At 58.3% G+C, this 26,088-nt stretch carries 17 protein-coding genes; 10 read left to right on the forward strand and 7 right to left on the reverse strand.

What is annotated here, in order from left to right:
* The first annotated feature begins 6 nt into the window (after window positions 1-6).
* Window positions 7-2,274: a DNA topoisomerase IV subunit A gene (gene parC / locus D8U69_RS07635; protein ID WP_056852352.1), complete on the forward strand. Its 2,268-nt coding sequence runs from the start codon at window positions 7-9 to the stop codon at window positions 2,272-2,274.
* A 176-nt stretch (window positions 2,275-2,450) separates the two neighbouring features.
* The gene (locus D8U69_RS07640) at window positions 2,451-3,164 is read left to right on the forward strand and encodes an ABC-type transport auxiliary lipoprotein family protein (protein ID WP_056852353.1); all 714 of its coding nucleotides are present in this window, start codon (window positions 2,451-2,453) and stop codon (window positions 3,162-3,164) included.
* 250 nt (window positions 3,165-3,414) lie between these two features.
* Here the strand turns inward: D8U69_RS07640 and D8U69_RS07645 are convergent, their stop codons facing one another.
* Window positions 3,415-4,932 (reverse strand): AhpA/YtjB family protein, encoded by a 1,518-nt coding sequence (locus D8U69_RS07645; RefSeq protein ID WP_130907035.1) that lies wholly within the window; start codon window positions 4,930-4,932, stop codon window positions 3,415-3,417.
* A 135-nt stretch (window positions 4,933-5,067) separates the two neighbouring features.
* Between D8U69_RS07645 and serB the strand changes: the two genes are divergently transcribed.
* Window positions 5,068-6,282, forward strand: a complete 1,215-nt coding sequence (gene serB, locus D8U69_RS07650; RefSeq protein WP_034148725.1) for a phosphoserine phosphatase SerB — start codon at window positions 5,068-5,070, stop codon at window positions 6,280-6,282.
* 121 nt (window positions 6,283-6,403) lie between these two features.
* On the opposite strand, the gene asd is transcribed toward serB, so the two are convergent.
* Genes asd through D8U69_RS07665 form a run of 3 tightly spaced genes read right to left on the reverse strand, consistent with a single transcriptional unit; the run spans window position 6,404 to window position 9,680 of the window.
* Complete coding sequence (gene asd / locus D8U69_RS07655; RefSeq protein ID WP_056852355.1) at window positions 6,404-7,264, reverse strand: archaetidylserine decarboxylase; 861 nt, start codon at window positions 7,262-7,264, stop codon at window positions 6,404-6,406.
* Window positions 7,265-7,282: 18 nt separating this feature from the next.
* Window positions 7,283-8,098 (reverse strand): rhodanese-like domain-containing protein, encoded by an 816-nt coding sequence (locus D8U69_RS07660; RefSeq protein ID WP_056852356.1) that lies wholly within the window; start codon window positions 8,096-8,098, stop codon window positions 7,283-7,285.
* A gap of 43 nt (window positions 8,099-8,141) precedes the next feature.
* A complete protein-coding gene (locus D8U69_RS07665; RefSeq protein ID WP_130907036.1) occupies window positions 8,142-9,680 on the reverse strand; it encodes an HDOD domain-containing protein in 1,539 nt (512 codons plus the stop codon).
* A gap of 166 nt (window positions 9,681-9,846) precedes the next feature.
* Here D8U69_RS07665 and motA point away from each other — a divergent pair, with 166 nt between their 5' ends.
* Together motA and motB are read left to right on the forward strand one after the other, a co-directional pair.
* Window positions 9,847-10,698: a flagellar motor stator protein MotA gene (gene motA / locus D8U69_RS07670; RefSeq protein WP_056852358.1), complete on the forward strand. Its 852-nt coding sequence runs from the start codon at window positions 9,847-9,849 to the stop codon at window positions 10,696-10,698.
* A gap of 3 nt (window positions 10,699-10,701) precedes the next feature.
* Window positions 10,702-11,730 (forward strand): flagellar motor protein MotB, encoded by a 1,029-nt coding sequence (gene motB / locus D8U69_RS07675; RefSeq protein ID WP_056852359.1) that lies wholly within the window; start codon window positions 10,702-10,704, stop codon window positions 11,728-11,730.
* Between the two features lie 129 nt (window positions 11,731-11,859).
* On the opposite strand, the gene D8U69_RS07680 is transcribed toward motB, so the two are convergent.
* From D8U69_RS07680 to rsgA, 3 genes are all read right to left on the reverse strand, one after another.
* Window positions 11,860-12,351: a toll/interleukin-1 receptor domain-containing protein gene (locus D8U69_RS07680; protein WP_056852360.1), complete on the reverse strand. Its 492-nt coding sequence runs from the start codon at window positions 12,349-12,351 to the stop codon at window positions 11,860-11,862.
* Window positions 12,351-13,310 (reverse strand): caspase family protein, encoded by a 960-nt coding sequence (locus D8U69_RS07685; RefSeq protein WP_130907037.1) that lies wholly within the window; start codon window positions 13,308-13,310, stop codon window positions 12,351-12,353. The genes D8U69_RS07680 and D8U69_RS07685 overlap by 1 nt, the downstream gene beginning before the upstream one ends.
* 307 nt (window positions 13,311-13,617) lie before the next feature.
* Complete coding sequence (rsgA, locus tag D8U69_RS07690) at window positions 13,618-14,649, reverse strand: small ribosomal subunit biogenesis GTPase RsgA (RefSeq protein WP_056852363.1); 1,032 nt, start codon at window positions 14,647-14,649, stop codon at window positions 13,618-13,620.
* A 107-nt stretch (window positions 14,650-14,756) separates the two neighbouring features.
* Between rsgA and orn the strand changes: the two genes are divergently transcribed.
* From orn to D8U69_RS07715, 5 genes are all read left to right on the forward strand, one after another.
* Entirely contained in the window at window positions 14,757-15,299 is a 543-nt protein-coding gene (gene orn, locus D8U69_RS07695; RefSeq protein ID WP_056852364.1) for an oligoribonuclease, read from the forward strand.
* A gap of 214 nt (window positions 15,300-15,513) precedes the next feature.
* Window positions 15,514-16,125, forward strand: a complete 612-nt coding sequence (locus D8U69_RS07700; protein ID WP_056852365.1) for a trimeric intracellular cation channel family protein — start codon at window positions 15,514-15,516, stop codon at window positions 16,123-16,125.
* A 113-nt stretch (window positions 16,126-16,238) separates the two neighbouring features.
* Window positions 16,239-20,147: a DUF6543 domain-containing protein gene (locus D8U69_RS07705; protein WP_130907038.1), complete on the forward strand. Its 3,909-nt coding sequence runs from the start codon at window positions 16,239-16,241 to the stop codon at window positions 20,145-20,147.
* Window positions 20,148-20,338: 191 nt separating this feature from the next.
* Complete coding sequence (locus D8U69_RS07710) at window positions 20,339-21,307, forward strand: hypothetical protein (RefSeq protein WP_130907039.1); 969 nt, start codon at window positions 20,339-20,341, stop codon at window positions 21,305-21,307.
* Between the two features lie 4 nt (window positions 21,308-21,311).
* On the forward strand, window positions 21,312-26,060 hold the full coding sequence (locus tag D8U69_RS07715) for an RHS repeat-associated core domain-containing protein (RefSeq protein ID WP_130907040.1): 4,749 nt from the start codon (window positions 21,312-21,314) through the stop codon (window positions 26,058-26,060).
* Window positions 26,061-26,088: the final 28 nt, after the last annotated feature.

The following is a 26,088-nucleotide window of genomic DNA, read 5'->3' on the forward strand; positions in this document are numbered from 1 at the left end:
GCCCGCATGAGCGACATCCTTGCAGACAGCTTAGATGGCGTAGAACGCCGATCGCTGGCTGACTTCACCGAAAATGCCTACCTCAACTACTCCATGTACGTGATCATGGACCGTGCCTTGCCGCATATCGGCGACGGCCTGAAGCCGGTACAGCGGCGCATCATCTACGCCATGAGCGAGCTGGGGCTGGACGCTGATTCCAAGCACAAGAAATCGGCGCGTACCGTCGGTGACGTGCTCGGCAAGTTCCATCCGCACGGCGATTCGGCCTGCTACGAAGCCATGGTCCTGATGGCCCAGCCGTTCAGCTACCGCTACACGCTGGTGGACGGCCAAGGCAACTGGGGTGCGCCGGATGATCCCAAGTCTTTTGCGGCCATGCGATACACCGAAGCGCGACTGTCGCGCTACTCCGAGGTGCTGCTCAGCGAACTGGGCCAGGGCACCGCGGACTGGGGACCGAACTTTGACGGCACCCTCGACGAACCGCTGGTGTTGCCGGCACGTTTGCCGAACATCCTCCTCAATGGCACCACCGGTATCGCGGTGGGCATGGCCACTGACGTGCCGCCGCATAACCTGCGCGAAGTCGCCAGTGCCTGCGTGCGTTTGCTGGATGAGCCCAAAGCCACGGTCGAACAGCTCTGCGAGCATATCCAGGGCCCGGATTACCCGACCGAAGCGGAAATCATCACGCCCCGTGCCGATCTGCTGAAAATGTATGAAACCGGCAAAGGCTCGGTGCGCATGCGCGCCGTTTATCACATCGAAGACGGCGACATCATCGTCACCGCGCTGCCGCATCAGGTTTCCGGCGCCAAGGTGCTGGAACAGATCGCGGCCATGATGCAGGCCAAACCGTCCAAGGCCCCCCAGATCGCTGACTTGCGCGACGAATCCGACCACGAGAACCCGTGCCGGATCGTGATCATTCCGGGAGCGCGGAAAAACTTCGACCACGATGCGCTGATGCAGCATCTGTTCGCCAGCACCGAGCTGGAGTCGAGCTACCGGGTCAACGTCAACATCATTGGCCTGGATGGCAAGCCGCAGCTGAAAAATCTGCGCGCCTTGCTGGTCGAGTGGCTGGAGTTCCGGGTTCAGACCGTTCGTCGACGTCTGCAATTTCGCCTCGATAAAGTCGAGCGTCGCCTGCACCTGTTGGACGGTTTGCTGATTGCCTACCTCAACCTGGATGAAGTGATCCACATCATCCGCACCGAGGAACATCCGAAAGCCGCGCTGATCGAGCGTTTTGCCCTGAGCGAGATCCAGGCTGACTACATTCTCGACACCCGCTTGCGTCAGTTGGCGCGGTTGGAAGAAATGAAGCTGCGCGCCGAGCAGGATGAACTGCTCAAGGAACAAGCCAAGCTGCAAGCCTTGCTGAGCAGTGAAGCCAAGCTGAAGAAGCTGGTGCGCAGCGAGTTGATCAAGGACGCTGAAACCTATGGCGATGACCGCCGTTCGCCAATCGTCGAGCGTGCTGAAGCCAAGGCCCTGACCGAACACGATCTGCTGCCGAACGAGAAAGTAACAGTCGTTCTGTCGGAGAAAGGCTGGGTACGTTCGGCCAAAGGTCACGAAATCGACGCCACCGGGCTTTCCTACAAGGCTGGCGATGGCTTCAAGGCCCTGGCGGCGGGGCGTTCCAACCAATTTGCGGTGTTTATCGACTCCACCGGTCGCAGCTATTCGGTGGCTGCGCACACGCTGCCATCGGCCCGTGGCCAGGGCGAACCGCTGACCGGTCGTCTGACGCCACCGCCGGGGGCGAGTTTCGAGTGCGTGCTGATGCCCGAAGACGATGCGTTGTACGTGATCGCCTCCGATGCCGGTTACGGTTTCGTGGTCAAGGGTGAAGACCTGCAGGCCAAGAACAAGGCGGGCAAGGCGCTGTTGAGCCTGCCGAACAACGCCAAGGTCATCCTGCCGCGGCCTGTCGCCGATCGTGAACAGAACTGGTTGGCGTCGGTGACCACCGAAGGTCGCCTGCTCATCTTCAAGATCAGCGATCTGCCACAATTAGGTAAGGGCAAAGGCAACAAGATCATCGGGATTTCCGGTGAGCGAGTGGCCAGTCGCGAAGAATATGTCACGGACATCGCCGTTATCCCGGAGGGTGCAACCTTGGTGCTTCAGGCTGGAAAACGTACCTTGTCACTGAAAGCGGACGACCTCGAACACTACAAGGGTGAACGTGGGCGTCGTGGTAATAAACTGCCGCGTGGCTTCCAGCGGGTGGATGCGCTGCTCGTCGAAAACCTCAATTAAGCGTCCTAGAGCGCTCGATCTACGATTTAACGCGTAGATCGACGCTTTCGCGCTGGAGTCGGAACGCATATTCACGGATGATATGGCCTTTCAAGCGCCGGCGTGGCCGAGCGTTCTTCATATTTATTGAGTATTTTCACTGTGATTAGCCTTGTGGCAATCACCTGGATGGGACGATGACTGCTCTGCGCCTTCCTTTTATTCTGATGCTCGCCGGCGTTCTTGGCCTGGCGGGCTGCAGCGTTCACCAGCCGGTGTCGCTGTATCAACTGGACAGCGGTAGTCCGGTTCAGCCTGCGCAAAGCGCGGGCATGGCTGTATTGCTGGGCCCGGTGACCGTTGCCGACTATCTGCAACGCGAAACCCTGTTGCAGCGTCAGCCCGACGGCAGCCTGCAAGCTGCGACCGACGGTCGCTGGGCCGGCAGCCTGTCTTCCGACATCGACCAGTTGTTGCTGCGTCAGGTCGCCGGTCATCTGGACAGCCAGCGCGTGGTATTGGCGCCGGCCACCGTTGGCTTCACGCCGGACGTTCAAGTGTTGTTGACCATCACGCGCCTGGATTCTGGGACCAAGCAGCCGGCCATCCTCGATGCGCAATGGCGCCTCATCGACCGTCGTGGGCAGGTCCGCGACAATCGCATCATTCATTTGCAGGAGCAGCACGCCGGCAGCACGGCGGCGCAGGTTCAGGCTCAGGGTGTGCTGTTGCAGAAACTGGCCGAACAGCTGTCGACCGCGCTCAAGCCTCTGGCCAACCAGCCGCCAATCGCCGAAGCGCCAAAAAAACCGGCGGCCAAGCCTGTGGCACCGGCGGCGGAAGCGGAAAAGCAGCCGAAGATCCCGATGGCCTCGCCGATTCGCACGGACATGGAAGTGTTCCGCTTCTAAGCCTGGACCGAGTCAACCCAAAGCCCGCCTTGTGCGGGCTTTGTTTTTTCTGCTGGTTGGAGACTTCCAGTGCGGCTGATGACCTCATCGCCGGCAAGCCAGCTCCCACAGGGTATCTGTTGAGCGCAGATTGCGTGTACGACATCAATCACTGTGGGAGCTGGCTTGCCAGCGATGGCGTCAGTGAAGGCAACAAAAAAGCCCGCAGACGAGTGATCACCTGCGGGCTTCGTTATACCGGGGCTAAGGCTTACGCCCGGCGTTCATGCATCCGCGCCAATTGCCGCTCCAGCATCGACGGATAAGGCTCCATCAACCGCTCTACGCAACAAGCACCTTCAGGGCTGGCAATCGGGCGGATCCGCGCGCGTTGGCGGATCAATGCGTCGTCACTGATCTTGCGTTCCACCAGCAGCAGGTTGCGGCTGTGTTGCGACAGGGCCAGGGCGTCCTGGGCGGCATCGGTCAGCAGCAGATCGATCTGGCTCAGGCCGAATAAATCGTCGCCCAGGGTCAGGCCCAGCTGCAATTGCAGGGTGATGCCGCTGTCGGCGACTTCGATTTGTAACTGGTGGCCGAGCGCGCGGAGCAATTCGCCGCAGCAAATGGCATTGGTCAGGTAGTCGTCGCCGCTGTCTTCGGTGTGGAACAGCATCAGTGTGCTGCCGTCGTTCAGCGTGTGCAGTTCGCTCTCGTACAACGAAGCGGCCTGATCAAGGCAATCACGATAGCGTTTGAGCAATTCTTCCAGACGTGTGCGCGGCAAGCGACGCAGTTGCTCCTGGGAGCCCAGCTGCACGGCCAGAACGGCGCTGTGCTGCGGTACATTCGAAGGAGCAGGGCGGGCAAGCGGTTTCACTACGCTGTCTGCGTCATCGAGCAAATCGGCAAACGCATCGTCGTCATCGTCTTCAACGGTGCTGACAACGCGCCGTGGGGCCGCTTTCTTCGCCGCCATCGGCCGACTTTCGTCGAAGCTCGGATCGCGCAGGTTGCGCACTTCGAAGCCCGGTTCGGCATCGTCATCATCGCTGTCTTCGAGCTCGGGTTCCGGCTCCGGTTCAGGCTCGGCCGGTTCCGGTGCGAAGTTGGCGTGCAGTTGCCGGGCCAGATCACCGATCTCGTCCTGGCGTTCGGTGGCCGGGGTGTATTCGTCGATATTGCGCAGCCAGACGCGCAATTGCAGGAGCGGCGTAGAGATGTGCCGACCCAGGCGCAGGCTCAAGGCCAGGGAAAGTGCCAGCAGGATCGCGCTGAGGATGCCCATGCTTTGCAGGCTGATGGTCATCGGCTGCTGGAACTGATCCATGTCCAGGCTGATGCGCAGTTGCCCGGCCGTCACGTCCTGGAAGGTGATCTTGCTCTGGTACATGCCCTCGGCTTCGCCCAGCAAGCCGTGCTTGGGCCGCTGACCGGCTTCGGCGAGGATGCGGTTGTCGACGCTGTAGATGGCGGCGTGGGCCACCAGCTTGTTCTTGGTCAGGTTGTTGAGCAGCACGTTGAGGCTGAGGATGTCATTGGACACCAGCAGCTCGGTGGCCGAGGTGGCCGTCTGCGTGGTCAGGCTTTCGCCCAGCGCATCCGCCTGCTCATGCATGGCCTGCTTGAACTGCAAACCCATCACACAGGCGTAGATCACCAGGGCCAGAGCGACCAGGATCACGTTATGGCTGGCAATGCGCAATGCAATCGGTACACGGCGGTGACGCAGTGCCCGGAAGATCAGCAGGAAGAAGTTATCGGTTTTAACTGGCGTGGGCCGGTTCACTTGAGCTCGGCTCTTTTGTCCGTGAAGTTGACGCGCAGTATAGCGACAGGCCCTAGACCGTCAAAGCGCTCACGGTGCCCGATGGTCACTGAAAGTGGGTAGAATGCGGTTTTTTTCCACCTGCGGGGGTGCGCCTTGCGCGAAATCGTCCTGATAAACATCACGGGAGTCGACCGTCCGGGTCTGACTGCGGCCATTACCGGCGTTCTGGCCCAGGGTGGTGTGAACATTCTCGACATCGGTCAGGCGGTGATCCACGACACCTTGTCGTTCGGCATCCTGGTTGAAATTCCCGACACCGAGCAAGGTAAATCCGTGCTCAAGGACATCCTGTTCAAGGGCTATGAGCTTGATCAACAGGTGCGTTTCACGCCGGTGTCCGAAGAGGATTACCAGCAGTGGGTCGGCAACCAGGGCAAAAAGCGCCACATCGTCACGTTGTTGACCCGCAAGGTGACTGCCGGACAACTGCAGGCCGTGAGTTCGATCACCGCCAAGTACGGTTTGAACATTGATCACATCGATCGCCTGTCCGGGCGCATGCCGCTGGATACTCCGGCTGATAAAGGCAAGGGTTGCATCGAGTTTTCCGTACGCGGCGAGGCGGCCGATCCGCAGGCGTTGCGTGCCGAATTCCTCAGCGTCGCCCAGGAGCTGAACGTCGACATCGCGTTCCAGGAGGATTCGCTGTTCCGTCGCAACCGTCGTCTGGCGGTGTTCGACATGGACTCGACGCTGATCGAAGCCGAAGTGATCGACGAATTGGCGAAGGCCGCCGGTGTGGGTGACAAGGTTTCGGAAATTACCGAGCGGGCGATGGCCGGCGAACTGGATTTCCGTGCCAGCTTCAAGGAGCGTCTGGCCTTGCTCAAAGGCCTGGATGTCGGCGTACTGGATTCTATCGGCGCTTCGTTGCGCTTGACCGAAGGCGCTGAAACCCTGTTCGCCGAACTCAAGCGCCTGGGTTACAAGACTGCGATTCTGTCGGGCGGCTTCACCTACTTCGCCAAGCAATTGCAGGCCAAGCTCGGTATCGATTACGTGTTCGCCAACGAACTGGAAGTGGTCGACGGCAAGGTGACTGGCGTGGCGATCGAGCCGATTGTCGATGCGCAGCGCAAAGCGGATCTGCTCAAAGAACTGGCACACAAGGAAGGTTTGCGTCTGGAGCAGACCATTGCAGTCGGCGACGGCGCCAATGACTTGCCGATGCTGGCGATTGCCGGGTTGGGCGTGGCGTTCCGTGCCAAGCCGCTGGTCAAGCAATCGGCCAAGCAGGCGATTTCCACCCTGGGGCTGGATGGCGTGCTGTACTTGCTGGGCTTCCGCGATCGCGACGGACAGCTCTGATACGCTGGAAATCAATGTGGGAGCTGGCTTGCCAGCGATGACTGACCAACCATCAACATCACGGTTGACGGTCAGTCCGCAATCGCGGGCAACCCCGCTCCCACAAGGTACAGCGTGGTCTTTAAGCCTTCGGCAGGCCCATGCCCTGGCCCATCTGTACCGGGGCGCCGGCGACCATGTCTTCCGTCCACTTCACCTGATCCGGCCCGAACAGTACGACAGCGGTCGAACCCAGCTTGAAGCGGCCCAGTTCCGCACCTTTTTCCAGATGAATCGGCGCACGGGCGGCTTCGTCGTAACGGAAGGTTTTCAGTTCGCGCTTCGGCGGCGTGACCAGGCCGGCCCAAACGGTTTCGATCGACGCGACGATCATCGCCCCCACCAATACCACGGCCATCGGCCCGCGCTCGGTGTCGAAAATGCACGCGACTCGCTCGTTGCGGGCGAACAGTTCCGGTACGTTTTCAGCGGTAGACTGGTTCACCGAGAACAGCCGGCCCGGGATGTAGACCATTTCGCGCAGGGTGCCGGCCAGCGGCATGTGCACACGGTGGTAGTCTTTCGGCGACAGATAAATGGTCGCAAAATCACCGCCCATGAAAGGCGCAGCATTGGCAGCATCACCCCCCAGCAGTTCCAGCACGCTGAAACTGTGGCCCTTGGCCTGGAACACGCGACCGTGTTCGATCGGGCCGAGTTGGCTGATCGCACCGTCGGCCGGGCTGAGGATCGCGCCCGGTGTTTCGTCCAGCGGACGTGCGCCGTCTTTCAAGGCGCGGGTGAAGAAGTCGTTGAAGTGCTCATAGGCCGTCAGGTCTTCGACCAATGCCTGGGACATGTCCACCTGATAGCGCTTGGCAAACCAGGCGGTAAAGGCATTCTTGAACCAGCGCACCCGGCATTCGGCGACGCAGCCCGCCAGTCGCGAAAGCAAGTGGTGGGGCAGCAGGTACTGGCTGAGGATAAACAAACGTTCTTTCATTGGGTGTCCTTAAAAACCTTAAAGCTCGACAGGCGTGTCAGGGTGATTGCCCCACTCGCCCCAGGAACCGGCGTAGCCTTTGACCCGCGGATAACCGAGGGACTTGGCCACCAGATAAGTGAAGCCGGACCGGTGGTGGGTCTGGCAGTGGGTAATGATTTCCTTGTCCGGCGTGATGCCGAGTTTTTCAAGGATCTGCGGCATGTCGGTGCGAATGCGCAGTTGGCGCGCCTGATCCATGCCCGCCGTCCATTCGAAATTGATCGCGCCGGGAATATGACCGGCCTTCGCCGCGAGCACTTTCTCGCCGGAGTATTCCAGCGGTCCGCGGGCATCCCAGATCGCCAGGTCGGCGGCGCCGAGACGGCTTTGCAGGTACTCGCGGGTAGCGGTGGGTTCGTCATGCAAGGTCAATGAAACCGGACCACCCACGGCTGGCGGGATCTGGATCGACATCGGCAAGCCTTCTGCCAGCCAGGCTGTCAGGCCGCCGTCTATATAGTGGTACTTGCGGTGGCCGATGACATCCAGCAGCCAGATAAAGCGCCCGGCCCAACCGCCGCCTTCGTCGTCGTACACTACGTAGACTGCGTCGGGGTTGTGTCCCAGCTCACCAAACAACGTCTCGAGTGCAGCCTGCGGCGGCATCAGTCCCGGCGCAGGCGCCTGACCGAGTTGCGTGCGCTTGGGGTCGACAAAACGAGCACCGGGAATATGCCCTGCGGTGTAGCGGGCGCTGCTGGTCAGGTCCACCAGGATCAGTTCGCGGGCATCAAGGCGAGGGAGCAAGTCGCTCGGCTCGATCACCAGCGGCAAGCCAGAGAAGTCAGACATGTGAGGTCTCCAGGGCACAAAAAGGGAAGATTGTAACGCAGCCTTACTGGCCGCGGTGGCTAAAGCTGTGCAGGGCTTTCTCGATGCACTGCGCGGTTTTGCCAAAGGCTTGTACGGTGATTTCCGAAAAGGCGCCGCCACCCTGATCCGCCACGACAATCATGATCACGCGGCCGTTATTGACCAGTGAGCGCAGCAACAGATGCTCACCGCTGAATTGTGAGCGCAGGCTGTTGGGCAGCAGGGCGGAAAACTGTGCGTTGTTGGCTGGCGTCAAACGCACCTGCGCCTGTTGCGCGAGCAGCCGTTGCAGCACTGTGCTCTGGCTGACCGCGAAATTCATGCCGGCCACTTCTTTCGGTAAACCGGTGCTCTGGTGCACCCGCAGGTTGGCATGGGCTCGATCAGCCATCAGGATCATTACCCGGCGCATGCCGCACGCGACCAGGGCGTCGCGGGCCGAGGTGGTCAAGTGCATGGCGTTGGTGAAGCGGCTCGGCTCGATCAGCAATTCGGCACATTGACGACGCCACTTTGCCAGGTCTTCGGCGGTCGGCGCCGGGGCTGGCAACAGACCGGCATGCACTCGATTCGTGCCCCATGGCCAGAGCAATGCAACGGCAGGGTGCCAAAGGTCGGGCATGGCGTGATGGCGGGCGCTGTTGGCGGCCTGCTGGTGCAATTGTTGTTGCACCTCGTCCATGGGCATTTGCAGGTAAAGGCTGGTCAGGTACTGCCAGCGCTCGCTGTGCGGACTGTCCCAGGCCTGTTGCGCCGACAGCGCCAGCCCGTTGGCCAGCAGCACCGTGTTGGCGGGCTGGTTGAGCCAGCGGCGCAGCGTCGGATCGTCATCCAGGCGATTTTGCTGGCGCAACGGATGCTCGCTGTCGCGGGCAATGCGCAGGACTTTGACCAGTTCCCGCTGTTCGGTGAGCAACAGTTTATAGCCTTGCTGCACCCAGATCGGCAGGTGCCAGGCCTCCACCAGAGCCAGGCCGATTTCCAGCAGGCGCGCGCCAAACAACTGCTTTTCGACTTTACGCGCCGACTCGCCTTTATGGATGACCCGCAGCTCCCATTCTTCGAGCAACTGCGGATGCGTCAATGCCAGGGGCCACAGTGGTGACAGAAACAGCAGGCTGCCCCAATGAATGTCCTGCCACAGGCGCGCGAGGCGGCTGGCGAAAAAACCGTTGGCTTGTTGCGTCGCGTGCTGGCTGATCATTTGTAGCTGACGCAGTGGCTTGGGAATCTCGCCCATGGGCGCGGCAGGCAAGCGTTCCAGCAATTCTTCGGTGCGTTTCAAACCGAGGCGGTTGATCGCTACCTCAAGGTTTTCTGCCGGCTCGGTCATGCTGCCGTGGGTGTGGCGGTTGGCTTCGCGAATCACGCTCAAGGCCAAAGCCGGACTGTCCTGCATCAAATCGGCGATGTCGCGCAGCGAGCTGCGACTGTCGCGGATCGCCCGGCAGACGCGGTCGTGACTGGCCTGCGGAACCGGCAGGCGGACGCCATCCAGAAGCTTGACCCAGCCTTGGAGCGTGGTTGGTTTGGGAGTCGGGACGTTCGTTTCGTTAACCATGTCTGGAGGCGATCATCGTCTGCGTTACCTGCGCCCGGAATGGGTCAAATTGGCTTTTCGCCTGAACTGGCTATAGTCTGGCGCAGTTTTGCCGATAAGTAGAAGAAGAGATTTTTTAACTTCCGAATATGACCTTGAACCCGACTCAGTAAGTGCTCTCCTACCTATGGCTAAAATAATCGGCATCATCGTCGTATTCGCGAGCGTGCTCGGCGGATACGTGCTCTCCCACGGCAAAATTGCCGCCCTGATCCAGCCTTTCGAGGTGATGATCATCGGTGGTGCGGCCCTCGGCGCATTCTTGCAGGCCAACCCCGGCTACATGACCATGCACGTGCTCAAGAAGTCCCTGAGCATGTTCGGTTCGCGTTTCAGCCACGGTTTTTATCTTGAAGTGCTTGGCCTGATTTACGAGATCCTCAACAAGAGCCGTCGTGAAGGCATGATGGCCATTGAAGGCGATATCGAAGATGCCGCCGCGAGCCCGATCTTCGCCAAGTACCCGACGGTCCTGAAAGACGAGCGCATGACCGCGTTCATCTGCGATTACCTGCGCATCATGTCTTCCGGAAACATGGCTCCCCATGAGCTGGAAGGCCTGTTCGACATGGAACTCTACAGCCTCAAGGAAGACCTTGAACACCCGTCCCATGCGGTGAACGGCATCGCCGACGCCATGCCCGGTTTCGGTATCGTCGCGGCGGTATTGGGGATCGTGGTGACCATGGCGTCCCTGGGTGAGGGCGATCAGAAGTCCATCGGCCTGCACGTGGGTGCGGCGCTGGTCGGTACCTTCTTCGGTATTCTCGCTGCCTACGGTTTCTTCGGCCCGTTGGCCCATTCCCTGGCCCACGATGCCAAGGAAGAGCTGAACGTCTACGAAGCCATCAAGGCTTCCCTGGTGGCTTCGGCTTCCGGCATGCCGCCATCGCTGGCCGTCGAGTTCGGGCGCAAGGTTCTGTACCCGGCGCACCGCCCTAGCTTCGCCGAGCTGGAACAAGCGGTTCGCGGTCGTTAAGCCATGGAAAATAACCAGCCGATAATCATCAAGCGCGTCAAGCGCATCGCCGGCGGGCATCACGGCGGGGCGTGGAAGATCGCTTTCGCCGACTTCGCCACGGCGATGATGGCGTTCTTCCTGGTGCTGTGGCTGCTGTCGACGGCAACGCCGGAACAGAAGATCGCCATCGCCGGTTACTTCAAGGACCCGATCGGCTTTTCCGAAAGCGGCACGCCGTACATCATCGACCTTGGCGGTACGCCGACCCTGGCGCCGGAAAACACCCTCAACCCCGAGGTGAAGTCCCAGCCGCAACCGGACAAGGTGACCGTCGACGCCGAACAGGTCGAAGGCATGGCCGAAATGGTCGAGAAGGAACGTCTCGAGTTGTTGCTGCAAGAACTGCAAAACAAGGTTGAAGAGAACCCGCAGCTGCAGAAATTCAAAGACCAGATCATGTTCGAGATCACCCCGGACGGCTTGCGCATCCAGATCGTCGATGCCGAAAACCGGCCGATGTTCGACTCGGGTTCTGCGCGTCTGAAACCGTATTTCGAAGACATCCTGCTGGCCATGGCCGACACCATCAAAGCGGTGCCGAACAAGATCAGCATCAGCGGCCACACCGATGCCAAACCGTATAGCGGCCAGGGCGATTTCGGTAACTGGGAACTGTCGGCCAACCGTGCCAACGCCGCCCGCCGTGCGCTGGTGGCGGGCAGTTATCCGGACGGGCAGGTGGCGCGGGTGGTGGGTTATGCCTCGTCTGCCTTGTTCGACCGTGAACATCCGTTCAACCCGGTCAACCGTCGCATCGACATTGTGGTGCTGACCAAGAAAGCCCAGCGCGCCATTGAAGGTTCGCAAGGCGCGGAACCTGCTCCTGATGCACCGCAAGGTTCTGCAGCGCCAGGCGCCACCCCGGCTGCACCGGTCGACCCGAATGCGCTGCCGGCAGACAAGGAACCGCTGCCGGCCCACGAACTGCGCGAGCGTTTGAATCTGTTTGATGATCCGGCGCCGAAGCCGGCTGAGCCAGCGAAGCAGTGATCCCAAAAAAACCGACAGTGATGTCGGTTTTTTTTCGGCGTTTATCAGGCCGCTGCATTCTCCGTGTGGGCACGATTCCTGTGGGAGCTGGCTTGCCAGCGATGTCGGACTGACAGCCGACCTGATCCTTCAGAAACCGCGAATGATCCTGGATTTGAGATCCGTGTGAAATCGATCGGCGTTGGTTTTGTTGACGCTGCGCACCGCCTCGCTGCCGTTAACCGACTCCAGTGACATCGATCGCTTGATGGTCGATTCGTTTCGATAGGCATCAATGAAGAACTCGATGTCTCTGTCGCTGGTCAGTTTCGGCCATTTATCGAGGTACAGCGGCAGTTCCGTTGGGCCGGTCTTGAATGAGCAGATGCGTCGGTTGGTGATGGTCGCCTCGCCGATTTCGAACGGTACCCACCAGGACAGTGCGGTTTTTTCCGACACCACCGCCAGCAGGTGCGTGCATTCACTGATGTTGCGCGTGATCACACCGGTGATGTCGTCGGTGGTCTGGGATTCGGCGTCCAGCACATCGAGATAGGTCTTGATGTTGGCCTGCATCAGGCGGGTATTGATGTTGACCGCGTAGGCGCGATCCATGTGGCGGTAGCTGATAAACACTGGCATCAGAAATGTCCCTTGATTGCGAGTTCGCGGTAATAGGCACCGAGGGCGGTGAGGCGGCAGCCGGTGGAGTGAATGGCGGCGTAATACATATGTTCGGCATCAACCGGTTCGATCAGGCTGTGACGATTGCACTTTTGCAGTTGAGAGAAGACCTCGCCGTGTTCCGGATTGAACTCGGGTTCGCTGGGCTCGAAGCTGGGGGCGAGCGGGTAGACCGATTCCGCTTCGGCAAACCACTCGGGCAGTTTGCGCAGGATTTCCTTGGCGATCAGCGGAGAAACCTCGCGCAGGGAAATGAACTGCGACACGTTGGTCTTGAACACCGGCCGCTGTTCCCAGGCATCAAGGGCGTTGTCGACAAACGAATAGAGGCTGCCGGGAGTGATCTTGCCGAGGATGTTGGCGGCGCCGCCGTGCAGAGCCTGGAGCAATAGCCCGGTGAATACGCCGTGTTGGGCGCCTTCCATCGCCGGCTCTTCCTTTTTGCACGCAGTAAGAATGGTCATGCCTTCGCCCACTACGCTGCCTTCACTGCGCAAGGCGCGCAGTTCGCCTGCCGAGCCGCTCTGGCAGCAGTCGAGAATGATCACCTTGTTTTTGATCCGGGTGGCTTTGGTTGCCCAATTAAGAACATCGCTGAGGCGAATCCCGTCATTGGCGTTCCTGTAATCCTGCGGGATCAGCATGCCTTCGTCGGTATCGGTGTCGAAAGTGCCGTGACCGGCGAAGTACAGCAGTGCGACGTTGCAGTCCCCGGAAAACAACTCGCGGATCTGATCCTCGAGTTTCTTTCGACTCAGGTAATCCTCGGCACAGGTCAACACGATGTTCTTGAAGTTCGGGTCGCCATTGGCGTCGGTCTTCAGCACAGACGCCATGGCCATGGCGTCGTTGCAACAACCGCCCAGGCGCGAGACATGGGTGTAATCGTTGATGCCGATGAACAGTCCTTTGCGCATGGTTACACCGCCGTGCGCTGGCAAATGGCGACGCGGTGGGCAGGGGCGTACAGGTAGACCCACGGAGGGCTGATGAACAAATGATAGGTTTGCAATGGCTGTCCCTCGATGTCGCAGGAGTGCGAAGAGGGTTTGAACTTAGGTCATTGGCTGGCCGCCACAAGGTGCCGATCGCGAAAGAGAAATGCCCTACAGGGATGCGTGCAGACGCCTTACAGAAATGTCTGACGTTTAAGTTGGTGGGTGATTTAAACAGTAGAACCGGCAGCCCGCCGCCCCGTTGGATCAGGGCGGGGCAGGTGCCTGTTTAGTAGCCGTTTTCCGGCAAACTGGCGATGATCGAGCGGTAGCTGTTCATTCGTTGCTGTTGCACGCGGCCGTCTTCGAGAGCCTTGAGCAATGCGCAACCGGGTTCACGGTCGTGCTTGCAGTCGCGGAAGCGACAGGTGCCGAGCAAATCGTTGAACTCGATGAAGCCGGCCTCGACATCGGCACGGCTGACGTGTCCCAGGCCGAACTCGCGGATGCCTGGTGAGTCGATCAACTCGCCGCCGCCAGGGAAGTGGAACAACCGCGCGGTGGTGGTGGTGTGAGTGCCCTGGCCGGACAGCTCGGACAACGGACCGACGCGGGTCTCGACTTCCGGCAACAGGCTGTTGACCAGCGACGACTTGCCGACACCGGACTGGCCGACGAACACGCTGATGCGACCGTCCAGCTGTTTCTGCAACTGTTCCATGCCGTTGCCGTGGTGCGCCGAGACTTCCAGCACCGGGTAACCCAGCGTGCGGTAAACCGCGAGCAGGGCGTTCAGCGCCGGCGCGTTGTTTTCGTCGATCAGGTCGAACTTGTTCAGCAGTAACAGCGGCTTGATGCCCGCATGTTCGGCAGCGACAAGATAACGGTCGATCAGGTTGGCGTGGGGCTCGGGCAGTGGTGCAAAAACGATGACGATCATGTCGACGTTGGCGGCTACCGGCTTGAGCTGGCCACGGCTGTCCGGGCGGCACAGTTCGGTGTTGCGCGGCAGTTGCGCCACGATCACGCCGATGCCCTGGTTGCCAGCGCGCCAGACGACCTGGTCACCGGTCACCAAGGCAGGCAGGTTGGCCCGCAGGTGGCAGCGGAACACTTGGCCGGCCAATGCACCTTCGCAGGCCTCGACCTCGACCTGCACACCGAAGTGCGCGATCACCAGGCCGTGCTGTTCCGGACCCAGGTCGCCACCCTCGAGTGCCTCGACAGCCGAGGACTCGCGTTTGGCGGCGCGGGCAGCGCGCTCGCCCTGAATCTTTTCGATGCGCCAGTTTTGACGACGATTGAGTTGGCGTTTGGCCATGGGTGTTCCGTATAAAGAATGCAGCGATTAGGTAAAACGGCCGCGAGTTTAGCACGCCCGGCCACCGGCCTAGGCTAAACTGCGCAGCATTGCCTAGGAGCCGACACATGCAAAATTCGCAGAACCTGATCTGGATCGACCTGGAAATGACCGGTCTGGATCCGGAAAACGACGTCATCATCGAAATGGCCACCATCGTCACCGACAGTGATCTGAACACCTTGGCCGAAGGTCCGGTGATCGCCATCCACCACAGCGATGAAGTCCTCGCCCGCATGGACGAATGGAATACCCGCACCCACGGCAATTCCGGCCTGACCCAACGCGTGCGCGACAGCCGCATCAGCATGGCCGAAGCCGAAGCCGAGACCATTGCGTTCCTGGAGAAGTGGGTACCGAAGGGCAAGTCGCCGATCTGTGGCAACAGCATCTGCCAGGACCGTCGCTTCCTTTATACGCACATGAAATCCCTGGAAAGCTATTTCCATTACCGCAACCTCGACGTGTCCACGCTTAAAGAGTTGGCCGCACGCTGGGCGCCGGACGTTCGCGACAGCTTCAAGAAGGGCAGCACCCACCTGGCGCTGGACGACATCCGCGAATCGATCGCCGAGCTGCAGCACTATCGCAAGCATTTCATCAAGTTTTGATCCGTTGGCTGGCGCGGGGCTTTTGAGGGAGCTTGCTCCCGCTCGGCTGCGTAGCAGTCGTAAGGACTGCAAATGCGCTCTGACCGGAAGAAGGCAAGGGAGCGCTTGGCACTCCAGCGGGAGCAAGCTCCCTCGCCTCATTGCTTTCGTGCGCCCTCTTTTGATGCCTCGGCGAAGTGCGTAGACTGCGCGCCTTTTTGCAAGGACCGCCACCATGTTGCTGATGCTCTACCTGATCGCCATCACCGCCGAAGCCATGACTGGTGCATTGTCCGCGGGGCGTCGTGGCATGGATTGGTTTGGCGTGGTCCTGATCGCCTGCGTCACGGCGCTGGGTGGCGGTTCGGTACGTGACGTGCTGCTCGGCCACTACCCGCTGACCTGGGTCAAGCACCCGGAATACCTGGTGCTGACGTCCATCGCGGCGATGTTCACCGTGTTTGCCGCCCGCTGGATGCGCCACCTGCGCTCGCTGTTTCTGGTGCTCGATGCCGTGGGGCTGGTGGCGTTCACCCTGATCGGCTGCATGACCGCCCTGGAAATGGGCCACGGCATGCTGGTGGCCTCGGTCAGTGGCGTGATCACTGGGGTTTTCGGCGGCATCCTGCGGGACATTTTCTGCAACGACATCCCGCTGATCTTCCGTCGCGAACTGTACGCCAGCGTCTCTTTCGCGGCGGCGTGGTGCTACATGTTCTGTCTTTACCTGAACTTGCCGGGAGAGCAGGCGATTCTGATCACGTTGTTTGGCGGCTTTTTGCTGCGCTTGCTGGCGATACGTTTTCACTGGGAAATGCCCAAGTTCGTTTATAACGACGAACAGTAAGTTTCAGTGAAACGTGAGCACGCTGTGCAAGGGTGAGTGCGGTAACTATGTAGCCTTTTGTGAGTGGGCAGTTCAATAAGCTACGGTTTTACGTCGGCTTATAGGCTACCCGTATGTTTGAAACTTCCGTACAGCAACGTCCTTACAACCCTCACCAACAATTCATTGAAGAAAGAATTCCCGACTGGCTGACTCGCGCTTCGCCAGACAGGCGCCAGGCGTTGAAGCGCACCCCGGTGGCGATTCCTCAATGGTACAAGACCGCCTCGGCGGCTTCTCACGCGGCGCTGGCGCTAGCCATCAAGGCCAGTTGGGTATCGCAAAACAAGGTTGATCGGCTGTTCGAGTCGCTGGCAAATGTCCGTCAGTTTGCTGAACCCCTGCTTCGACAGGCACTGAAAGAACGCTTCGCCATTGAAGTGGATGTCACCCGCACCTACTTGAGGCTCTATCTGCCGACCGGCATTTTAGTGGGCTATCAAGTCAGGACCGTTTCCTTGCTGGATGCAGCGTTGCGCAACTTTGAGGCAAAGGAAGCAGGCATCCGCTACTTTGATTCAGCTTCCTGTTTTATCAGCGAGCCCAGCATGTCCGGGCAATTTGATGTGCTCGCCATTAATCAACGCATGAGTGTCAGCGCTTTTGTTTCGATGTGTCGTGAACTGGACATCGGCGGCCAGTACACCCAGCAACTGGAAACGTTGTTATTGCCCAAGGATGCTCTGGCCAGGGCAGTACTGGAACTCAATGTAAAGACCAGCCAGAAAGACGCGTTCAGGGCTGCGATACTCCTGGCCCGCATGAAAGGGGATATCGGCCTGCACTCTCACGCGTCCTTGTTGCATCTGCTCGATGGCGGCGCCAGGCCTGCCCTGGGTGCCCGGGTTTTGCAGTGCTACCAATTGCAGGTCATGGAGGCGAAGCTGACCGGGATCATGCTGCTGGCCGGTGATCTGGACCGTGCTACCAGAGTGGAACCGGTGCTCGTGTACATCCCCGACGATCCGCAGCATCCGCTCAAAGAGTACCCGTCGACGGCTGCTTTCAGGGCAGATTTGGCACAGCGGTTGCGTTCTGCGCACTACCAGCGTTTTTTTGCCCGGTTCGTCGCTCATGAACGGCGAGGCTATTTTTTTGCCGCGCTCAATGATCCTTCTACCGTAATGAAGTGGAGTTCGCGCCGGGTACAGGGTGATCCATGGACAGAGTTGTACCAGGACAAGCTCAACAAGATTCTCAATGATGCCCGCGCCATTGCCGTGCCTTGCGCAGACACCGACCGCAACTCTCGCTGGGAAACCTGGGACAGCCTGGAAAAGGTCGCCTCGATCGTATTGCAGGTCGCGGCCCTGGTGGCGGTCCCCTTTGTGCCGTTTCTGGGCGAATTGATGTTGGCGTACACCGCCTACCAACTGTTGGACGAGACCTGTACCGGCATTCTGGATTGGACCGAAGGTCAGGTGGTCGAGGCGGCTGATCACTTGATGGCCATCGCTGAAAATCTCGCGCAACTGGGCGCATTCGCGGTGGGCGGTGCGGTGGCCGGGAAAGTGCTGGCTATCAAGCCTTCGACCTTTGTCGACAGTCTCAAGCCCGTCGTGCTGGAAGATGGACGCACGCGCTTGTGGAACCCTGATCTGACGCCTTATGAGTTCGCTGCCTCGTTGCCTGCCGATTCGATGCCGGACGAACTGGGTTTGCATCACCACGGCGCAGCGATGTTCCTGCCGCTTGAGGGCAGCCTGTACGAGGTTCGCACCGAGCCGGGCGAAAGTGCCTGGCGCGTCCGTCACCCGCAGCGGGCGAACGCCTACCGGCCACGACTGACTCACAACGGCGCCGGGGCCTGGGCGCATGAAGTCGAGCGTCCGATGGAATGGCAAGGCGCACAGTTGTTTCGTCGTTTGGGTCATTCAGTCGCTGACTTCTCTGACGTCACCGCCCGGCGCATCCTGGACGTCAGCGGCGTCGATGAAGCCGTGCTGCGTGACATGCACGTCCACGTCCGGCGCCCACCGGCCTTGCTTGAAGAAAGCATTCGGCGCTTCGGGCTTGATGAGCAAATCAAAGTATTCCGTGCGCAACTGCAAAGCCCGGATCCGGCGGTGTACACCAAAGCTGATCCCCAGATGCAGGCACTACTGCTGCAAGCGCAAGGTGTCCGTGTACCTGAGAGCCTGCGCAACGCCAATGGAATTCAAGGGATCGTTGAGTCACTGGACGAGGCGACGCTGAAAAAACTGCTGGGTGAAAGTACGGCGTTTGGTGATTCATTACCGGCGATCGACGTGCGAAAAGCGCGGTTGCGTTCGAGGATGGCCGATTGGGCCGAGGAGCATCGTGGCGCCTTGTTCCAGGCGCGCGAAGACGCCTTCGAACAGCGCGCTGACGCAGACACGCAGCAACTACGGCGGATCTTCCCCGATCTGCCGAAAACGATCGCTCAAGAGCTGTCGCGTAATGCCAGTGCAACTGATCGCCTGCACATGCGCAATCATCCTGGAATAACTCAACGAATGGCGCACGAAGCGCTTTTCTATTTGCGAGAGGTGCGACTCAGCCGGGCTTGCGAAGGACTTTACCTGGATTCTGTCAGCAGCCTGGACAGCGACCGGCTGGCGCTGCACATGCTCGAAACATTGAACGGGTGGTCCGCCGATCTCCGCATCGAGATGCGTGATAAACGTTTTGATGGGGCGTTGCTGGACAGCATCGGTCGCCCTGAAGCTCCGCTGCGTAAAGTGCTGGTCAGGCAGGGCGGGCGCTACCAGGCACACGATAATGTCGGTGAGCAATTACATGGGTTCGACACGCTGTATGGCGCGGTGATGCACGCGCTTCCCGACACGCAACGTCTTTCGTTGGGGTTGCCCCATGTGGGGCAGTGGGCCGAACTGAAACAAATGCTCAGACGACAACCACTGCTGGATCGTGCTCTGGTGCGCGCATTGTTCAAGCAGCCAGCGCTGGGGCCTGCCGTCCGATCGCCCATGGGGCTTGCCGTGGGGCGTTCTGGTTACTTGTTGGGTGGCGGGGATCTCGATCCCGCGCAGACGCAATCCATCGAACAACGGCTTCGAGCCCTGTATCCAACGCTTTCTGAAGAGCAGATGGCGGCCTTGCGTAGTGAGCGATTGACCGGGGACCCACTGCTGGCTGTTGCCAGGCTGGAAAACGAACACATTACGCTGGTCAATGAGCTGGAGGTGTGGAGTGCTGATGTGCCGTCCATTCATCCTGGCACCGGAGCGCTACTGACAGATGCTGAAATTGCCATTCAACGTCAGCACAGACAGGGTTTCATGCAGGCATTGCTGGACACGGCGACCCGTTACATCACGACGCTTGAGTTTGAATTGGACTTTCTGGGTGTACTACCCGAATTGTCGGCCGATTTCAGTCATGTTCGAGAGTTGTCGCTGAGCAGTTCCTCCCGAACGGGAGGCCATGCATTTTTCGCCAGCTTCCCGGGAGTTCGGTACCTGACATTGTCTGGCTTGGCCCTTGAGGCTTTTCCCGTCGAGCTTTATCAGATGCGCGAGCTTGTTTCGTTGACGCTCGATGATTGTGATATCCGGCTCACCGAAGCCACTGTCGAAGGTTTGGCGCACATCGAAGGCTTGACGCTTCTGGATCTGGAAAACAACCCACTGGAATGGGCGCCCCATGTTGGCTACATGAAGCAATTGGACAGTCTCTACTTGAAGAATACGGGGTTGACCACGGTCCCTTACGGAATGTTCTCACTTGAGAGCCTGGCTTTCGTCGACCTGACGTTCAATGAAATAACAATGCTGCCTGATGAGTTGTTCGAAGTTTCTGATACGCGCGATGCAAACTACAACTTTCGAAATAATCCTTTGAGTGATTTGAGTAAGCAGCAGGTTGCCGACTATATGGAAAATGCCGGTGCCGACAGAAAATTACTGATTCAAGTGGATGATGAGTTTGGCGCTGAACAGGCTGAAGACACAGAGTCCGAAGCGGAGGACAGCGGAGTGGAGAGCGCTGGAGATGATTGAGTCGTTTTCGGTTGGGCAAATATGCGTGAGTGGTATGTCGAGAATTAAATTGTTTTGCGTTATACATATTTTGAATGTTTTTTTGAATGGGATGGGCTTCTGATTCTTGTTATTTGTTCAGTCAGGCAGGTCGCGCAACATTGGAGGCAATGTTCGAGGCTGTGACTGTAATCAATAGTAGAGTGAGTCGCATGAGTTCTGTAGCCGAAGTAACAGGTTTCACACGTTTCAATGTAAGTTTTGATGCGCCGTCATCGACGCAATCAAAGAGTCTGTACGCCAATGGAAATATGCAGGTCCGAATATTGGTTACGCTCAGGGGTAAAGACAAAGACGGAAAGTCGGTGCCCTTGACTCCCTTGATTTACCACACCGTTCGGCTCATCAATTACCGTACGGGCGAGGTGTTGCAGGGAAATTGGCAAGTCAGCGATCGACCTAATCAGTTTTGGTACGCGATGTCGGGTTCAGATGCAGCCCCAGCACCGCTGGAAAGTGTCGAACCTGACATTACGGTGCTTGAGTATTGGGTCTCTTCATCGGTGGTGGATACGGTGCACATAGGTGCGGCGGTTATTTTGAACGACAGAATAATTCGGACCAATAACACAACGGTGGGCGACAAACACGACAGCAGTGTCATGCTGGTCGCTGAGGCGCCTGTCACGTACGCCATTGAAGATTTCAAGTTGGAACGGGTGCGAAGCGAAGGCCGATGGAGCCACGAAATTTTTCATTGCTATCTGGGTTTGTATCCAGGAGGTCGTCAACTCAGGCTGGTGGACTGGTCGGCAGCTGACGATGGTCATCATCACAGGCTGACCAGGAGTGTGTTTGAGGCCTATGGCGGGTTTATTGACAATGACTATCGCTGGTATGTGAGTTGTAAACTGGCGGCGGTGAAAGATAAGGAAGTCTTCCTGGTGCTTCCACCCGAAAAGGGTGAACGAATCGACGAAGTTTACTATGTAAAGGTTAATGACAGAGACGGTGAACTGTCCATCGTTCGTGGCGTGGGCGAGTCTTTTTCTTCCGATACTTACGTGAGAAAGGAGACTTTCAATTTTACCGCTTATGACGTGTATGGGACGGCGCATAAGTTGCGAGTACGGCCGGATTTTGATAAGCGGCCGGCTGACTTCATTTTGGAGCGGGGTTAATTTAATGCAAGCTCAGCAAATGAATTCCTTGTACTCCAATGCATTTAATTTCAACAGTTTTCTCCAGGGGGGCGTTGACCCCAGAACCGGGATTTACACCTTTTCATTATCTTTGGGAGAAATAACCTCTGTAAGCGCAATGGGGCTGTCGTTGGATGTCGTACTTCAGTTTAATCCGTTGAATGTGGTTAATGTCGGTTTTGGAACAGGGTGGTCAATCGCGTTGTCTCGTTATGACACATTGAACAAAATCATGACGTTGTCAACAGGGGAACGCTATAAGGCAACAGAGCTCGAGTCGAGCTTGATATTCGCAGAGCAAAAACTTAATACTGTAAAAGTGACCAGGCCCGATGTCGATCACTTTCATTTATTCAATATAAACGGGACACGGGAAACCCTGAAAATTCATGAGGAAAGCGGCAGTGCCATACCCGTGCAGATCATGGCAGCCAACGGCGCAAGTATCTTCCTCCGATATGTCACTTATAACGAACAGCCAGTCCTGAGCGAGGTGAGAGACGAGCAACGTTTATTATTGAAAGTTGCCGCCAGTGACAATCAGGTCGCGCTCACTCAGTACCCGGGTACAGTAGCCGAAACACGCATTACCTTGTTTCTGACAGACGAACGCATTTCAACCATTCGCTTGCCGACAGGCGAAGAATGGACGCTGCAATACGAAATCATTGGTGGTCTCGGTTGTCTCACTCAAGTCGATTCACCGCGGGGTGCGCGGGAGGTCATCGGCTATACCGAGGATGGGCATTTGCTTCCACCCTTGGCGCCTATGCATTCGATGCCCTGCGTCAGCTCGCATAAGGTATACCCGCAGTACGGTCAGCCAGCCATCCTGACTGAGTATGCGTTCTCGGACGCCAACTTTTTGGGTTTTGGGGGCGAGTTCAGTTGGTCCGAGGAGGGTGACAATCTGGATGCCGCCGCCTCCGACTATGTTTATACATCGACTGAAAACCTGATGCTGGACGGTCAGATTCATCATTCGACATTACGGACCTACAACAGATTTCACCTACTGCAGTCCCAGACCACAACGTGCGCTGATGCAGTGACGTCAGATCTGATGGAATACCCTCTGGAGCCCGGAAAGAGCATCGCCGGGCAGCCACCGCAATTCCGCTTGCCGCGCGCGATGACGCGACGTTACAAGAACTCGAAGACTGGTCATTCTCGCGACGAAGTCACCCTTACGGAGTTCGACAGTTTCGGTAATTTGATCAAGCAGGTCGAGCCCAGCGGTGTGACCACTGTTTCCGAGTTTTATCCGGTCACAGGGGCGGATGGGTGCCCAGCCGACACTTCAGGTTTCATTCGTTATGTTAAACAGCGGACAGTTATTCCGGCATCGAGCGATGTTGCGGCCAGCACGACGGTCACGCGTTTTCGCTACGCGCTCCACAAGGGCCTCAATGGTTCGCAATGCTCCATGATCCTGCCTGTTGAGGAAAAGCTTTATGAGCTGGCCGATAAGAGTGAAACGTTGCGTTCAAGCTGCATTCTGACTTATTTCGACACGCCGCAAGACTCGACGCGTCATGGACTCTTGAGTCACCGCACGCTTGAAATGAACGGCCTCAAGACTTGTTCCGAACATCAGTACAGCATTGCTCAGGATATTTTGACGCTGGGTATCACCACCGTCGGATTTGATGGTGCCAGCACGACTTCATTGCAGACATTTTCCGCGCTGAACGGAATGAAACGCTCCGAACGAAGCGAAGACGATGGCGTTACCCGTTTCAAATACGACAGCATTGGACGGATCCTCAGCACGACCGTATCGGCAGGTACGCCAAATGCAGCGACGAGCCATACGGTTTACCAGGCAGCCAGCCACGAAGCGCCGGCGACGATGCATTCAACCGATCTGGCAGGCGTTTTACAAACGACTGCCTACGACGGACTCGGTCGCATCATCGGGATTGAAGAGCAGGATTGCGATAGCCCTGACAAAGCAGCCATAGCCCATGCGCGCGTTATCTTCGCCGCGCGCCACGACGGTCTCGGACGACTGATAGAGCAAACGCACACCGATTGGTGGGAGGAGGTCGCCCGGCCGATGACAACCACTTTTGAGTACGATGACTGGGGGCAGGTCAAAACCACGATCCATCCTGACGGGCGCAAAGAGCATCGCACTTACGATCCGGTTACACGTACCGAGACATATTGGTTCGAGGGCATGGGCAAATCCATCACCCGCTTCAATGATTTCGGAAAACCGGACACTGTCGAGGCTTTCGACCGCAAAGAGCAAAGCCTGGGCAAGATCGTTCATGGTTATGACGGATGGGGCCGAGCGGTCAGTCAGACGGATGCGGTTGGCAACAGAACGACGTTTGGTTACGACGTGTTCAATAGACTGTGCCGAAGCGAGTTGCCGGACGGACATGTCGTGGAAACCGAGTTCGCAATCCACAGCCCCGAGACGCTGCCCACCCGGATGAAAATGTCTGGTCAAAGCCTTGGGCAGCAAACGTTCGATGGGCTGGGCCGTTTGACTGCAAGCACCATCGGTGGGCGCACGTGCAGTGCCGGCTACGAGGGAGGCTCCGGGCAGCCGACGTGGCAGAAAAGCGCCAGTGGTGAGCGAGTCGAGTTTGATTACGCACGCGATTTCGGTGGGCGATTGCTGCAACGCAAGGCGACCGGTTCAGTCGCCAATTACACCTACAGCCCGTCGCACGGACAGCCTACGAGCTGCATAGAGCAGGGGCGTGAAACCCGTTTCGAGTATTACCCTTCCGGCCGACTCAAGAATGAGATCACTGTCGGCGCCCAACTCCAGACGGCCTCTTATACCTACTCATTCGGCGGGCGACCCCTGACCTATACCGATGTGCTGGGCAATCAACACAAAACCGGCTACGACGAATGGGGGAGAGCCGTATCATTTGAGCAGGGGGCGCTCAAAGCAGACTTGGTCTATGGCGCATTGGGCTTGCTGGAACGCATAGATTCACAGGACAGGCAAACCGGACGCTCCCTGGAGACTCGTTTGACTTACGACGATTTGGGGCGAGAAACATCGCGCACGTTTGTGATCGACGGGATCGCCGCGCAAACCCAGGCATTGAGTTACTCCCTGGATGGAAAGCTGGCGCAGAAGGTGCTCAGCAGCGGTGAAACGGTGTTGCGCGACGAGCACTTCACTTACGATCAGCGCGGCCGGCTCAGTGGCTACACCTGTGACGGATCGCAGCGACCACGCGATCCTTATGGCAAAGAGATCGTCAGTCAGCACTATGTGTTCGATGCGCTGGACAACATTGTCACTGTACGCACCGAGTTTCCCGGTGGCGACAACCTGGCGACGTTTACCTATAGCGCTGTTGATCCGAGCCAACTGATCGAGGTGCGCCATTCCCACACCGATTATCCCGCCCTCGTCACACTGGAATATGACGCCGACGGCCAAATGATCAAGGATGACCTGGCGCGTTCGCTCAGCTACGACCCGCTTGGCCGGTTAACGCGAATCGCCACCGCGACAGGCGCTGTGATCCGCGATTATCACTACGACGCGCGCGATCGCCTGGTTGAGCTATCTGGACCGGCGGGCACTCTTGCACAGCGCTTCTATCACGAAGGGCGCGTCATCAATGAGATCAATGGCAGCGACTTGCGTACCTGTTGGCGTCAGTCCGGCCTGCTGCTGGGTGAGCGGCGATCGGACGTTGGCGTTCAGCAGGTCGTTACAGACCTGCAACAAAGCGTATTGACCATCGTATCGGATACGCAGCGTAGCGAAATTGCCTACAGTCCCTACGGATTTCGTCCTGCGGAGGGCGGGGTGTTCAGCCTGGCAGGGTTCAATGGTGAGCAACTCGATCCGCTGACCGGCCTGTACCTGTTGGGCAACGGGTATCGAGCCTACAGCCCGACATTGATGCGCTTTCTCAGTCCGGACAACCTGAGCCCGTTTGGTGCCGGAGGACTGAATCCTTACGCCTACTGCCTCGGCGACCCGATCAATCGGGTTGATCCGACCGGACACGTTTCCTGGCAGTCTGGTTTGGGGATTGGTCTTTCGATAGTTAGCATCGCGGCAAGCATCCTGACCTTTGGCGCCACCACACCGCTGGCGATCGCCAGCCTGACATTAGCGTTGGCTTCGGGAATCACGGGCATCGCGAGTGCAGTTGCACACGAAGTAGCGCCGCAATCGGAGTTGGGTGACATCCTTGGCTATGTGAGTCTGGGGCTGGGTGTGGCATCTGCTGTAGCGGGTGCCGGGGCTACGCTTCAGGGGGCCAGCAAGGTCGCTGGAAAGCTCAGGGCACCGTTGAGTGGTGACCCCGCACGGGCCGCACGGGCGATGAAAAACGGGATGAGCGGCAGAGCGAAGGCAGGATCATCCGCCGGGATCGAGAGGGCTGGGTCAACCACCCAGGCCACAAAGGCGACTGCTACAGGGTGGACATATACGACGCCGCGCAATCTTCCTGGGTTTGAAAAGTTGAAGGGGTCGTCTCTCACTCGTTTCTTCCAGTTCAAAAACAATATAAGGGACCATGGTTGGTCGCCGGAAGACGCCGCTAAGGACCTCGGCATAAACACCAAGTACCGCGTGATGGACCCGTTCGATCCAAATAAAACTAAGAACGGAATCAACTTCACGGGGTATACCGAAATCAGACTCAATGACGGTCTGCGTCTGTTTTTCTATGCCAACAGGGACACACGAGTTGTGACGCTTCACAAGATCAGCCATACACAAAAGGGTGCTTAAAGCGTCGGATAGGGCAGGAGATTGATGT

The sequence above is a fragment of the Pseudomonas sp. Sample_16 genome, assembly GCF_004307665.1.
Lineage (GTDB): Bacteria > Pseudomonadota > Gammaproteobacteria > Pseudomonadales > Pseudomonadaceae > Aquipseudomonas.

Bases quoted from the DNA above. Each gene is read 5' to 3' on its own strand.
- parC (WP_056852352.1), top strand. From the start codon at position 7: ATGAGCGACATCCTTGCAGACAGCTTAGATGGCGTAGAACGCCGATCG.
- D8U69_RS07640 (WP_056852353.1), top strand. From the start codon at position 2,451: ATGACTGCTCTGCGCCTTCCTTTTATTCTGATGCTCGCCGGCGTTCTT.
- asd (WP_056852355.1), bottom strand. From the start codon at position 7,264: ATGAAAGAACGTTTGTTTATCCTCAGCCAGTACCTGCTGCCCCACCAC.
- D8U69_RS07660 (WP_056852356.1), bottom strand. From the start codon at position 8,098: ATGTCTGACTTCTCTGGCTTGCCGCTGGTGATCGAGCCGAGCGACTTG.
- D8U69_RS07665 (WP_130907036.1), bottom strand. From the start codon at position 9,680: ATGGTTAACGAAACGAACGTCCCGACTCCCAAACCAACCACGCTCCAA.
- motA (WP_056852358.1), top strand. From the start codon at position 9,847: ATGGCTAAAATAATCGGCATCATCGTCGTATTCGCGAGCGTGCTCGGC.
- motB (WP_056852359.1), top strand. From the start codon at position 10,702: ATGGAAAATAACCAGCCGATAATCATCAAGCGCGTCAAGCGCATCGCC.
- D8U69_RS07680 (WP_056852360.1), bottom strand. From the start codon at position 12,351: ATGCCAGTGTTTATCAGCTACCGCCACATGGATCGCGCCTACGCGGTC.
- D8U69_RS07685 (WP_130907037.1), bottom strand. From the start codon at position 13,310: ATGCGCAAAGGACTGTTCATCGGCATCAACGATTACACCCATGTCTCG.
- rsgA (WP_056852363.1), bottom strand. From the start codon at position 14,649: ATGGCCAAACGCCAACTCAATCGTCGTCAAAACTGGCGCATCGAAAAG.
- orn (WP_056852364.1), top strand. From the start codon at position 14,757: ATGCAAAATTCGCAGAACCTGATCTGGATCGACCTGGAAATGACCGGT.
- D8U69_RS07700 (WP_056852365.1), top strand. From the start codon at position 15,514: ATGTTGCTGATGCTCTACCTGATCGCCATCACCGCCGAAGCCATGACT.
- D8U69_RS07705 (WP_130907038.1), top strand. From the start codon at position 16,239: ATGTTTGAAACTTCCGTACAGCAACGTCCTTACAACCCTCACCAACAA.
- D8U69_RS07710 (WP_130907039.1), top strand. From the start codon at position 20,339: ATGAGTTCTGTAGCCGAAGTAACAGGTTTCACACGTTTCAATGTAAGT.
- D8U69_RS07715 (WP_130907040.1), top strand. From the start codon at position 21,312: ATGCAAGCTCAGCAAATGAATTCCTTGTACTCCAATGCATTTAATTTC.